The organism is Sphingobium sp. (assembly GCF_048594625.1).
Lineage (GTDB): Bacteria > Pseudomonadota > Alphaproteobacteria > Sphingomonadales > Sphingomonadaceae > Sphingobium.
Map to the genome: position 1 here is coordinate 1 of NZ_JBMDWL010000022.1, position 12,694 is coordinate 12,694.

Genomic DNA, 12,694 nt, shown 5'->3' on the forward strand with positions numbered 1-12,694 from the left:
CTGGGCGCGGTGGCACAGGCGGCATGTGACGCCGATCGGCGTCGGCTCCGGCGCGGGCATGCCCTGCGTATAGATCAGCCGATGCGCATGCTCGCCCGCGCAGCACAAGGCGATGGCGCGCTCCACCTTCGCCGCGCCCCATCCGCCGCCGCCCGCGGTCACGGTGCGGGCGATGGAAAAGAAACGCTGGCCATCGGGCAGTTCCAGCCATTGCGTCACCACCTCGCGCGGGGTTTCGAACACGCGGTGCACCGACCAAAGCGGGCAGGAACCGCCGTGGCGCGCAAAGGGAAAGCCCGCGCCGTCCAGCCGTTTCGACACATTGCCCGCCGGGTCGACCCGCAGGAAGAAGAAGGGCACCCGTTCCTGCCCCGGTTTTTGCAGGGTGGTCAGGCGGTGGGCGGTCTGTTCGAAACTGGTGCCGAACTGCCGGGCCAGCGCCTCCACATCGTAACGGCGCGCCTCCACCGCCTTGGCAAAGGCGGTATAGGGCATCAAAATCGCCGCCGCGCCATAGCTGGCCAGCGCACGGCGGGCGAGGCGACGGCCGCTTTCCCCGGCGAACTGCCCATCCTTCAGGACCGCGTCGAACGCCTTGCGCATGTCCAGATAGGCGATCTGGAGCGCCAGCTGAAATTGCGAACTGGCGCTGTCCATCGTGTCGTCCAGCAATACCGCGTCACGATGCCGATCCAGCCGCCGCATCGATCCTGCCATGACGTCGGACGGCAGGCGGCGCACGCGCAGATTGTGCCGGGCCTTCAGCCATGGGATCAGGCCGCCTTCGCCCTCCACCTCCGCCGCCAGTTTTTCCGCCGCATCGTCCAGCAGGGGAAAGCTGTTGCGCCGCGCGGCAAGGAAGCGGCGCGATTCGGCGACCGGATCGGCGACATCCTCTGTCGGTTCGGGCGACGCGCCGCGATCCGCCAGCGCCAGATGCTCCTCGCGATAGCTGGTATAGAGGCGCAGCAGCGCTTCGGTAATGCCGGGATAATTGACCGCGACGTCGCCGGTGGCGAGCGCGGGCAGGTCGATGTCCGCGAACATCGGGTCTTTCAGCACCGCCTGCAACCGCGCGGTCTGTTCCGCGCCGCCATCCCCCGCGACCTCCGCCATGTCGAGTTTATAGGTGCGGGCAAGGCGCAGCAGCATGTCGGCGGTCAGCGGCCGCTGATTGCGTTCCAGCAACGCGACATAGGATGCCGAAATGTCGAGATCGGCGGCCATGTCCGCCTGCGTCAGGCCCAGGTCGCGGCGTAGCCGCCGCAGGCGCGGCCCCATATAGACGGGACGATCCTTGGCCATGTCATCGACTCCTGTGCAGGCTTTACAACTTTACAGCAGATTTTTGTAAAGATCGACAACTGAACTTCAGGAGGACTGCCGCACTGCAAAAGCCGGGCCTAGGCATGGGCGCATCCGCTCATCCCGACCACGAAGGACAAGGCCATGACGACCTATCAGGACAGCATCGCGCAGGCGCAAAGCCTCATCGGCAGCCACCCCGGCACATGGGACGGCATCAACGCCGAATCCGTCGCCCGCATGAAGCTTCAGAACCGTTTCAACACGGGGCTCGACATCGCGAAATATACGGCGGGCATCATGCGCCGCGACATGGCCGCCTATGATCTGGACCCGGCCAACTACACCCAGTCGCTGGGCTGCTGGCATGGTTTCATCGGTCAGCAGAAGCTGATCGCCATCAAGAAGCATTTCGGCACGACCCGCCAGAAATATCTCTATCTGTCCGGCTGGATGATCGCGGCGCTGCGCAGCGATTTCGGCCCGCTGCCCGACCAGTCGATGCATGAAAAGACCAGCGTTCCCGCCCTGATCGAGGAACTTTACACCTTCCTGAAGCAGGCCGACGCCCGCGAACTGGGGATGATGTTCCGTGACCTCGACAAGGCGCGCGAAACCGGCAACGCGGTCGAGGCCCAGCGCCTGACCCACGCCATCGACAATTATGAAACCCATGTCGTGCCGATCATCGCGGACATCGACGCGGGCTTCGGCAATGCGGAGGCGACCTATCTGCTGGCGAAGAAGATGATCGAGGCGGGCGCCTGCGCGCTCCAGATCGAAAATCAGGTCAGCGACGAAAAACAGTGCGGGCATCAGGACGGCAAGGTCACCGTGCCGCATGAGGATTTCCTGGCGAAGGTCCGCGCCTGCCGCTACGCCTTCCTCGAACTGGGGGTGGACGATGGCGTCATCGTCACGCGCACCGATTCGCTGGGCGCGGGCCTCACCAAGCAGATCGCCTATTCGAAGGAGCCGGGCGACATTGGCGACCAGTATAACAGCTTCCTCGATTGCGAGGAGATCAGCGACATCGCGCAGGCGAATGGCGACGTCATCATCAATCGCGGTGGCAAGCTGCTGCGCCCGAAGCGTCTGCCGTCGAACCTCTACCAGTTCCGCGAAGGGACGGGGCCTGACCGCTGCGTCCTCGACTGCATCACCAGCCTGCAAAATGGCGCGGACCTGCTGTGGATCGAAACCGAAAAGCCGCACATCGAACAGATCGCATCGATGGTCGACCGCATCCGCGAAGTCATTCCCAACGCCAAGCTGGTCTACAATAATTCGCCCAGCTTCAACTGGACGCTGAATTTCCGCCAGCAGGTGTTCGACGCATGGGCGCAGGAGGGCCGGGACGTCAGCGGCTATGACCGGGCGCGTCTGATGAGCGCGGACTATGACGGCACGGAACTGGGCGTCGAGGCCGATGAGAAGATCCGCACCTTCCAGAAGGATGCGGCGGCGCGGGCCGGTATCTTCCACCACCTCATCACCCTGCCGACCTATCATACGGCGGCGCTGAGCACCGATAACCTCGCGAAGGAATATTTCGGCGACGCCGGGATGCTGGGCTATGTCGAAGGGGTGCAGCGCAAGGAAATCCGTCAGGGCATCGCCTGCGTGAAGCATCAGAACATGTCGGGCAGCGACATTGGCGACGATCACAAGGATTATTTCGCCGGTGAAGCCGCGCTCAAGGCCGGCGGCGTCCACAACACGATGAATCAGTTCGCGGCCTGATACGGCCTGAAGACCAATATCCCCATCCCGCTTTTGCCGGGATGAGGACGCAAAGGCCGCGCGGCGTGCAGACCGCACGGCCGCTCCACCTCCCCGGCGGTGACCCGATGCCGTCGGGGAGGTGATCGATGACAGCGTTTCGCGGCGGGAGCCGTGAGAACAGCCAGGGCGCGGGGACTTCGACACTCCCCTTGCGTTTTTGGGTGGAAGGCACTGGACGACCCGGCGGGCGCACCGCCGGGTCGTTTTTTATGCTCGGTCATCCCGCTCCGTTCGCCCTGAATAGTCCCTGAGCGAAGTCGAAGGGGCGTATCGAAGGATGGGGATGGGACCATGCTTCGATACGGGTCTTTGCCTTCGCTCAGCTCCTACTCGGCACGAACGGGTTCTTCAGGGAGACTCAGGCAATCCCCGCCCGCTGCCGCACCGTCTGCTTCAGGATGTCGAGCGGCATCGCGCCCAGCATCAGCACGTCGTGGAACTGCTTGATGTCGAACCCGGCACCCTGCTTCTTCTTCACCTCGTCGCGCAGCTGCGTCCACACGGTGTGGCCGATCTTGTAGCTGCACGCCTGACCCGGCCAGACGGTGTAGCGATCGATTTCGCCCTGGCTGCGGCCGCGCGCGATGCCCGTGGTGGCGATCAGATAATCGGTCGCCTTTTCCCGGCTCCACCGCTTGGCATGCATGCCGCTGTCCACCACCAGACGGGTGGCGCGGAACAGCAGCGATTGCAGATAGCCGACCTGACCCAGCGGATCGCCTTCATACATGCCCATCTCATCGGCCAGCTGTTCCGAATAGAGCGCCCAGCCTTCCGAATAGCCGCTGTAGAAACCGCGACGGCGGATCATCGGGATGCTGTCGGATTCCAGCGCGACCGATACCTGCAGATGATGCCCCGGCACCGCTTCATGATAGCTGAGCGTCGCAAGGCCGAATTTCGGCCGGTCGAACGTGTCGCGCAGGTTGATGAAGTAGATGGCCGGGCGTGACCCGTCGAGCGATGCGTTCTGATAATAGCCGCCCGGCGCGCCTGCCTGAATGGTCACCGGCACGCGGCGGACCTCCACCGGCGCCTTGGGCACGGTGTTGAAACTTTCGTGCAGCCGCTTCTGCATGGCGATGATCTGGTCGTTCAGCTGCGCCAGCAGCGCCTCGCGACCCGGATCGGTATTGGGGTACAGCTGGTCCGGGCGCTTGTTGAGTTCGACCAGACGGTCGCCCACGCTGCCCTGACTCATCCCCTGACCCTTCAGGATGGCGTCGATACGGGCGGAAATGTCGGCCACCTGATCCAGACCCAGCTGGTGGATTTCATCGCCCGTCAGCCGGGTCGTGGTCGCGGCTTCGGCGGCGGCGGCGTAGAAGGCTTCGCCGTCGGGCAGGCGCCAGCAGCCCGCATCATGGCTGGCCTTTGCCCGCAGCTGCTGCACCAGCGCGCGCTGACGATCGACGGCGGGGAAAATCTTTTCCGCCACGATCTTTTCGGCCTGTGCGGCGCGTTCGGGCGGCAGGCCCGCGGCGGCCAGCTTCTTGACGAAGGACGTGACCAGCACCGTCTGCGCGGCGGGCTGATCGCGCAGCGCCGCCTGCATCTTCATCGTGGTGTCGAGGATATAGTCGGGCGCGAACACGCCCTTGGCCGCGTCCGCTGTCTGCCGCGCGGTTTCGCCGTCCAGCGCGGCGGGGAAGGCCTCCAGTCGCGACAGATAGGCGTCGGCATCCGCCGCATCCTTCACCTGATGCTGCGAATCGAGGAAATCGGGCACTTCGCGATAGCTGCCGGTCAGCTGGCTCAGAATATAGGGCGCATAACGGCCCGCCGTTTCGCCATAGCCAAAGCGTTCCCCGCCCACGGCGCGGTCCAGCTGATAGGCGACGACATCATAGTCGAGCTGGCTTGCCGGGCTGAGTTTCGCCCGATCGACGCTGGCCAGCTGCTTGGCCTGCGCCTTGGTACGGGCAAGGTCTCTGGCCGCGCCCGCCGCGCTGGTGTCGCTCAGCTTACCGCGCAACGCCGCGCGCGCGCCGGTGTCGAGGCCAAGGCGCGTCGCGCTTTCGGGCGATTCCGCCAGCCGCCCGTAAAAGAAATCGTCCAGCATCGCGCGGAAACGCGGGTCGGCGCTGCCGGTCTGGGCAAAGACATCGGGCGTGGCGGCGGCAAGGGCCGTGGCGCCGCTGGTGGCGAGGAATTGGCGTCGGTTCACGACAGGGGGACTCCATTATGGGATTGAAGGACGGCAAGGGGGGCGCCGCCCGCGACGCGCCCTTGTGGCGCGGTTACAGGGACTTGACTAGGGGGCTTGGCCAGGGGGCGGGGCCGAGGGGCGGGCCGGAAGGTTCGGGGCGCATGGTTCCAAGCGCCGACATGGCGGGATTGGCGGTCGGGCGTTGGCGCGCGCCATATCCGCCGACGCCCGCGAACCGCCATGGCGGCGCGCCCGTCCCTTGAAATCCGCCGGTAAATGGGCACATGGGGTATATGCCACCGCCTTTCGATCCGGCCGACCTGCCGACCGGCCTGCTGATGCCGCTGTCCCCCCTTGTGGCGCGGATATTGGCGCCCAACCCGTCGCCCTTCACCTTCACCGGAACGCAGACCTACATGGTGGGCGACCGGGCCATCGCGGTGATCGATCCGGGGCCGGACGATGCCGATCATATCGCCGCGCTGATCGCGGCCATCGACGGTCGGCCGGTGGTGGCGATCGCCTGCACCCACACCCATCGCGACCACAGCCCCGCCGCACGCCCGCTGAGCGACCTGACCGGCGCGCCGATTATCGGCTGCGCGCCGCTGACGCTGGACGATGACGGGCCGCGCGCCGATGCGGCCTTCGACGCACATTATCGCCCCGACCGGGTGATGGCCGATGGCGACCGGATCGAAGGGCCGGGCTGGACGCTGGAGGCCGTAGCGACGCCGGGCCATACCTCCAACCATCTTTGCTTCGCGCTGCTGGAGGAAAATATCCTGTTCACCGGCGATCATGTCATGGGCTGGTCGACCAGCGTGATTTCGCCGCCCGATGGCGACATGACCGCCTATATGCGCTCGATGCAGCGCCTGCTGGAACGGGACGACCGCATCTACTACCCTGCCCATGGCGATCCGGTGGAAAATCCGCAGCGGCTGGTGCGCGGCATGATGGGCCACCGCAAACAGCGTGAGGGGCAGATATTGCGATTTCTGGAACGCAACGGCGACAGCGCCATCCCCGATATGGTGGCCGACATGTACAAGGGCGTCGATCCGCGCCTGTACGGGGCGGCCGGGCGGTCGGTGCTGGCGCATTTGATCGATCTTAACGGCCGGGGCCTTGCCGCGCCGACAGGGGACGGGCGATGGCAGATGCGCTGAAACGCCCATGGCGGCGCTATGCCGGGCCGGTCGGCGCCGCGCTGCTGATCCTTGGCGTGGGCGGCGCGATGATGGTTGGGTGGCAACGCTATAATCGCGACTATGTCGTCACGACGGAGGATGACGGATCGGCCGTCACCCGCATCATCGCGGAAAAAATTTCCGGGGCCAGCGCGCTGCGCGTATCCCGCCTCAACGGCACGGTGCAGGCGACGGCGCAGGATGTGCGCGGTTTCGGCTGGCTGAAATCCGATCAGGTGGTGAAAATGCCCTATATGGTCGATTATTTCGTCGACCTGTCGGGGCTGGCCGCGCGCGATCTGGAATGGGATGAAAAAAGCCGCACGCTGATCGTCAACGCCCCCGATGTGAAGCCCGACACCCCCAATGTCGATGAAGCGCGCCGCACGCTGGTGCGCACCGGCGGCCTGTTCGTCACGCGGGAAGCGGGGGAGGAGCTCAGCCGCAAGGCGTCGCTGCACGCGCAGGCGCGGGCGCAGGCATCGTCCCGATCCCCCGAACGCATGGCGCAGGCGCGCGAATATGGCCGCACCGCCATCGCCCGGATCATGGGCGCGCCGCTGGGCGCCATGGGTTTTGGCGACGCGCGGGTGATCGTCACCTTCCCGCCCGAACGCCGCGATGACGACCGCGAACGGTGGGACGTCACCACCCCCATAAATGATGTGCTGGCCAACCGGAGACAGGCCCGCTAGGGCGGCCGGTAAGACCGATGGAGTCACAGGGTATGAACGCTTTTACCGCCATTCCGCAGGGCAGCGACCTGCGTGCTGAAATCGACCGGCTGCGCAAGGAACGCAATGCCGTTATCCTCGGCCATTATTATCAGTCGCCCGAAATTCAGGATCTGTCGGACTTTGTCGGCGACAGCCTGGAACTGTCGCGCAAGGCGGCGGAAACGGACGCCGACGTCATCGCCTTTTGCGGCGTGCGCTTCATGGCGGAAACGGCCAAGATCCTGTCGCCCGAAAAGATCGTGGTGCTGCCGGCCATGGACGCAGGGTGTAGTCTGGAAGACAGCTGCACGCCCGCCGAGTTCATGGCGTTCCGCGAAGCCCATCCCGATCATATTGCATTGAGCTACATCAACTGTTCGGCCGAGGTGAAGGCGCTGTCCGACATCATCGTGACATCGTCGTCCGCCGAAAAGATACTGGCGCAGATCCCGAAGGATCAGAAGATCATCTTCGGTCCCGACAAGCATCTGGGCGGCTACCTCAAGCGCAAGCTGGGCCGGGACATGCTGCTGTGGCCGGGCGTGTGCATCGTGCATGAAGCGTTCAGCGAAACCGAATTGCTCAAACTCAAGGCCGTGCACCCGCAAGCGCCGATCGCCGCGCATCCCGAATGCCCGCCCTATATCGTCGATCATGCCGATTATGTCGGGTCGACCAGCGGCATCCTCGATTTCGCCAAGACCATGCCGGGCGACACGCTGATCGTGGCGACCGAACCGCATATCATCCACCAGATGCAGAAGGCGGTGCCGCACAAGAATTTCATCGGCGCGCCGGGCGCGGACGGCAACTGCAACTGCAATGTCTGCCCCTATATGGCGCTCAACACGATGGAAAAGCTGTACCTGTCGCTGCGCGACCTCAGCCCCCGCATCGAAATGGACGAAACGCTGCGCGTCGCGGCGAAGAAGAGCCTCGACCGGATGCTCGAAATGGCGAGCGGCACGGTGGGGCAGGGCGATGTGGGCGCGCGGCCCTGAAATGAGCGCCTTCTCCCTTCCCGGCTTCGACCTTGACGCCTTCGTCGCCGCCACGCTGGCGGAGGATCTTGGCCCCGATGGCCGCGACGTCACCAGCGAAGCGGTGATCCCCGCCGACGCGCTGTTCGACGGGGTGATGGACAGCCGGGACGATGTGACGCTGGCCGGGCTGGGCATCGCCGTCGCCTTCTTCCGCGCGCTCGATCCCGATGTGCAGATCGACCTGCTGCATCAGGATGGTGCTCGGGTCGCGGCGGGCACCGACATCATGCGCATCCGGGGCCGGGCGCGCGCCATGCTGACGGCGGAACGGTCCGCGCTCAACACGGTGCAGCATCTGACCGGCATCGCCACGATGACGCGCGCCTATGTCGATGCGATCATGGGCACGGGCGCGACCCTTCTGGACACGCGCAAGACGATTCCGGGCCTGCGTGTGCTTGAAAAATATGCGACCCGCATGGGCGGCGCGACCAATCACCGCATGGGCCTGTGGGACGCGGCGATGATCAAGGACAATCATGTCGCCGTCGCCGGATCGGTCGATGAAGCGGTGCGCCGCGCCGTCGATGCGGGCGTCGCCAGCATCATCGTGGAGGTTGACCGGATCGACCAGATCGAACCCGCGCTGGCCGCGGGGGCCACCCATCTGCTGCTCGACAATATGGATGCGCCCACGTTGCGCGGGGCCGTCACGCTGGTCGGCGGGCGCGTGCCGACCGAAGCGTCGGGCGGCGTCACGCTGGACACGATCCGCGCAAAGGCCGACACCGGCGTCACCTATATCAGCGTGGGTCGCCTGACCCAATCCGCCCCCGCCGCTGACATCGGACTGGATTTCGCCCATGTATAAGCTGGTCTTGCCGCTTCTCGCCCTCGCCACGCCCGGCATCGCCATGGCGCAGGCGAACCAGTGCCGCCTGCCCGAAATCATCGTCCGGCCGACGGTCGAGGGGCCAGACGCGGATGAACCAAAGCGCGTCCTGCCCATCGGCTATTATACGCTGGCGGTCAGTTGGACCCCGCAATATTGCAAGACGTCGCGCGGCGGCGACCGCGACGCATTTCAGTGCCGGTCGGACAATGATTTCGGTTTCACCCTGCATGGCCTGTGGCCCGACGGCTATGGCAAGTTATGGCCGCAATATTGCAAGCCCGCCGGCGTCCTGCCGCGCAAGGTGATCCGCGACCATCTCTGCTCCACCCCCTCGGTCCAGCTGATCCAGCATGAATGGGTGAAGCATGGCACCTGCATGCCGACCAATCCGACGAAATTCTTCGCTCTGTCGCGCAAGCTGTATCAGGCGGTGCGCTATCCCGACATGGCGGCGCTGGCTGCGCGCCCGACCCTGTCGGCCCGCGATTTCGCGCAGGCTTTCGCGGCGGAAAACAAGGGGATGGTGGCCGACGGCATCCGCCTCAACGTCACCCGCGACGGGTCGCTCAGCGAAGTGTGGATCTGCATGGACCGCAAATATCGCTACATCGCCTGCCCGCCGCAGCAGGGCGGGGTGAAGGACCGGGCGCAACTGCGCATCGAACCGCGCGGCTGATACCGGCTGCGCTGAATCAGGGCATGGTCCGATAAAAACGGATCATGCGCCGTTCGCTTTCCGACATGCTGCGCGCCGCCGGAGGTTCTCGACCGGCGGCATCACCTTTCGCCCTTCATCCGGCGCCTTATCCGTCGATCGTCACGGTCGATGGGTGATGGCGGTCCAGATGCTTGCGGATGATGCGCAGATTCTTGGTGTTGGACTTGTAGAGGAAATCGAACAGGTCGCCCGCGAACGGGATGGCCCCCACCACCATGTCCACGCCGACATTGGCGGACATGCGGGTCAGCTGCCATTTCGACATGCCCAGATTGCGGGCTTCCCACACGATCCACGCGCCCATGGCGGCGGTGGCGATGTCGCCCACCACCGGGATCAAACCGACGATGCTGTCCAGCCCCACGCGGCGATTGATGCCGGGGATGACGAACAGCCCCTCCAGCACCTGCTCCATCGCCTCCACGCGGCGGCGGATCGATGCGGGGTCGCGGCCAAAGCCCGGCATGTCGCGCACGATGCGGTCGAACTGATCCTGCGGAATCGCCATTTCCGATACACTCCTAACCCCGTCATGGCGGGGCCTTATGCTCGCCACGCGCAGAAACGGCCTGCCTTCCTGCGTTCAACGATCGAAATGCTAATTGGTGGCGCGGAACAGATGGTTCAATGGGTGGCGTGCGCGGGGCGAAAGGGAAAAACCGGTCAGCCGCTTCGACGCCAGCGACCATCGGACCGGCGCGCCCAGCGGGATATAGCCATTATGCGCCATCATCAGCGCCTCTGCCTCCGCCACCCGCGCGGCGCGCTCCGCAGCCGTGCTGGCCAGGCTGGCGGCCTGTAGCTGTGCGTCGGCGGCATCGTCGCAATGGACCTTGCGCGCGCATCCGATGCGGCCCAGAAACCATAGCGCGCTGTCATAGGCGGCGACTTCGTCCACCAGCCTCAGGTCCGCATCCTCGTCGATGGCGACGCGCGCTACCGGCATGCCGACGGCGGCCAGATCCTGCCGCACCATGCCGAACAGCAATGTCGCGCCCGGTCCCTTGGGCAGGGCGATGCGCAGCGGTCTGATGTCGCCATTGTCGGCGCGCCAGCGGGTGATGCTGGCGCTGGCCTGCTGGCGTCGCTGGTCCAGCGGCATGGCCGCCCATGCGGGGTCGGTCGGCGCCCGGCCCAGGTCCAGCGCTTCTGGCATGATGCGTTCGCTGGTCGCCCATCCGCCCAGCGGAAAGATTTCGGGCAGGCGGCTGCGGTCGATGCTCATGTTGATGGCGGCGCGGATGGCGGGATCGTCCAGCAATGTGCCGCTGCCCGTCACCGCCAGCCCCAGCAGCCCGCGCACCGGATCGACCCGCACGGCATTGCGGTCCACTCCGGCGGGCACCAGCAGCGGCAGGTCGGTGAAGCGCCCGCCCAGCACCAGATCGGCGTCGCCCTGCCGGAACCGGATGATGGCCATGGCGGCGCGTTCGGCGCGCAGCACCCGCAACTGCCACGGGGGCAGCGGCTCGTCCGCCGCATCGTCGCCCGACGACCGGTCGATGGGCGTCAGGATCAGTGCATTGCCCCGTCCGCTGCGACGATAGGGGCCGGTGCCCCCTTCGCGCGACAGGATCGCCATTTGCGGCTGGGCCAGCATCTGCAACACATAGGGGCGCGGCGCGGCCATGCGGATTTCGATGACTTCGCCGGTCATCGGCACCACCGCCTGCACCGCATCCAGCGGCCCGTCCGGGTCCAGCCGCCGCAGCGATTCGATCCGCGCCATCAGCATGCGGGCGACGTCGGGCGCGGTCACCCGCGCGCCATTGGCCCAGAACGCGCGGCGCAGGCGGAAAATATAGCTGCGCCCGTCATCCTCCACGATCCAGCGCTGCGCCAGCGCGGGCAGGATGTCGCCGCGCGCATCGAACGCGACCAGCCCCTGCGCCGTCGCCTCCAGAAACAGCTTCGCGCCCGGATCGGGCAGGGCGATCAGCGGTTTCGCGAAGTCGTTTCGATCGCCCACTACGCTGACGATGACGGGATCGCGCCGCTCGTCCGAACATCCGCCAGTCAACAGGGGCAGTCCGGCCCCGGCGGTCAGGATGACGCGGCGACAGATGCGGGCAAGGACGGCGGCGATGATCATGCTGGAAACGGGCTTAGACCATTCCGATGGCGGCTGGAACCGTCGACGGCGATCCATGGCGGAAACGGCGCGCTTCGTCACCGGCCGGGCGGCTTTGGGGCAATGTCATAAAAGTGAAAAACAAACGTCATTCGAACGTCATCGAAATGACATAGCCGTCTGCCGCATTCGGATCGGAGGCCAAGAGTGACGGTTGCAAAAATCAGGTCTGCGCTGCTGGCGGCCAGCGCCATCGCCCTGACGCCTCAGGCGGCGCAGGCGCAAAGCAACGAAGACCTGCAACGCCAGATCGATGCGCTGAAGGCGCAGGTACAGGCCTTGACCGCCGCGCTGGCCGCCAATCAGGCGACGGCATCTGCTTCTGGCACGGCCTCCGCCTCCACCCCGGTCCCGCCGTCCGGCATGGCCTCGACCCCCGCGGCGCCACCCTCGCCACCCGGTACGCCCGCCGCTCCGGCTCTTGCGGCGGCAACCACGCCGCCTGCACCCGCCACCGCCTCCGCGCCCAAATCCAGGGCCTGGTATGAAAAGTTGATGCTGCGCGGCTATACCCAGCTGCGCTACAACGCCTTCCTGTCGGGGGACGACAGCGCGCCGTCGGGCATGTCGCGGCTGCGCTCCGTCCATGACAGCTCCATTTCCGATCGCGGCGGCTTTTCGCTGCGCCGGGCGCGACTGGTGCTTCAGGGCGATGTGTCCGATCGCGTGTCGCTCTATCTGCAATCGGACTTCGCGACGGCCGTGAACAATCAGGCGGGCACCGAACGGCGCGAAGGCTTCGCCCAGCTGCGCGACGCCTATGCCGACGTCTTCATCGACCGGGACAAGAGCCTGCGCCTGCGCTTTGGTCAGTCGAAA

Annotated in this window: 12 protein-coding genes; 8 read left to right on the top strand and 4 right to left on the bottom strand. The window is 65.8% G+C overall.

What is annotated here, in order from left to right; translation table 11 throughout:
* Window positions 1-1,305, bottom strand: a 1,305-nt coding sequence (locus tag ACOJSJ_RS02670; protein ID WP_420143443.1) for a helix-turn-helix domain-containing protein, incomplete at its 3' end; no start/stop codon positions are given.
* A gap of 144 nt (window positions 1,306-1,449) precedes the next feature.
* Here ACOJSJ_RS02670 and ACOJSJ_RS02675 point away from each other — a divergent pair.
* Window positions 1,450-3,048 (top strand): isocitrate lyase, encoded by a 1,599-nt coding sequence (locus ACOJSJ_RS02675; RefSeq protein ID WP_420143444.1) that lies wholly within the window; start codon window positions 1,450-1,452, stop codon window positions 3,046-3,048.
* 400 nt (window positions 3,049-3,448) lie between these two features.
* Here the strand turns inward: ACOJSJ_RS02675 and ACOJSJ_RS02680 are convergent, their stop codons facing one another.
* Complete coding sequence (locus tag ACOJSJ_RS02680) at window positions 3,449-5,257, bottom strand: DUF885 domain-containing protein (RefSeq protein ID WP_420143445.1); 1,809 nt, start codon at window positions 5,255-5,257, stop codon at window positions 3,449-3,451.
* A 275-nt stretch (window positions 5,258-5,532) separates the two neighbouring features.
* Between ACOJSJ_RS02680 and ACOJSJ_RS02685 the strand changes: the two genes are divergently transcribed.
* The 5 genes from ACOJSJ_RS02685 to ACOJSJ_RS02705 are packed head-to-tail and all read left to right on the top strand — an operon-like array spanning window position 5,533 to window position 9,702.
* Window positions 5,533-6,411 carry an MBL fold metallo-hydrolase gene (locus ACOJSJ_RS02685; RefSeq protein ID WP_420143446.1) on the top strand — a complete coding sequence of 293 codons (879 nt, stop codon included), beginning with the start codon at window positions 5,533-5,535 and terminating at the stop codon, window positions 6,409-6,411.
* Window positions 6,396-7,127 carry a DUF4230 domain-containing protein gene (locus tag ACOJSJ_RS02690; protein WP_420143447.1) on the top strand — a complete coding sequence of 244 codons (732 nt, stop codon included), beginning with the start codon at window positions 6,396-6,398 and terminating at the stop codon, window positions 7,125-7,127. The genes ACOJSJ_RS02685 and ACOJSJ_RS02690 overlap by 16 nt, the downstream gene beginning before the upstream one ends.
* A 32-nt stretch (window positions 7,128-7,159) precedes the next feature.
* Window positions 7,160-8,149, top strand: a complete 990-nt coding sequence (nadA, locus tag ACOJSJ_RS02695) for a quinolinate synthase NadA (protein ID WP_420143448.1) — start codon at window positions 7,160-7,162, stop codon at window positions 8,147-8,149.
* A gap of 1 nt (window position 8,150) precedes the next feature.
* Window positions 8,151-9,002: a carboxylating nicotinate-nucleotide diphosphorylase gene (gene nadC, locus ACOJSJ_RS02700; RefSeq protein WP_420143449.1), complete on the top strand. Its 852-nt coding sequence runs from the start codon at window positions 8,151-8,153 to the stop codon at window positions 9,000-9,002.
* Window positions 8,995-9,702, top strand: a complete 708-nt coding sequence (locus ACOJSJ_RS02705) for a ribonuclease T2 family protein (RefSeq protein ID WP_420143450.1) — start codon at window positions 8,995-8,997, stop codon at window positions 9,700-9,702. The genes nadC and ACOJSJ_RS02705 overlap by 8 nt, the downstream gene beginning before the upstream one ends.
* Window positions 9,703-9,829: 127 nt before the next feature.
* On the opposite strand, the gene ACOJSJ_RS02710 is transcribed toward ACOJSJ_RS02705, so the two are convergent.
* Window positions 9,830-10,252, bottom strand: a complete 423-nt coding sequence (locus ACOJSJ_RS02710) for a DUF4112 domain-containing protein (protein WP_420143451.1) — start codon at window positions 10,250-10,252, stop codon at window positions 9,830-9,832.
* A 90-nt stretch (window positions 10,253-10,342) separates the two neighbouring features.
* Complete coding sequence (locus tag ACOJSJ_RS02715) at window positions 10,343-11,836, bottom strand: ABC transporter substrate-binding protein (protein ID WP_420143452.1); 1,494 nt, start codon at window positions 11,834-11,836, stop codon at window positions 10,343-10,345.
* On the opposite strand from ACOJSJ_RS02715, the gene ACOJSJ_RS02720 reads away from it, so the two are divergent.
* Both ACOJSJ_RS02720 and ACOJSJ_RS02725 read left to right on the top strand, forming a co-directional pair.
* A complete protein-coding gene (locus ACOJSJ_RS02720; RefSeq protein ID WP_420143453.1) occupies window positions 11,829-12,026 on the top strand; it encodes a hypothetical protein in 198 nt (65 codons plus the stop codon). The two genes, ACOJSJ_RS02715 and ACOJSJ_RS02720, sit on opposite strands and share 8 nt — an antisense overlap.
* Window positions 12,023-12,694, top strand: a 672-nt coding sequence (locus ACOJSJ_RS02725) for a porin (RefSeq protein WP_420143454.1), incomplete at its 3' end; no start/stop codon positions are given. The genes ACOJSJ_RS02720 and ACOJSJ_RS02725, both read left to right, overlap by 4 nt.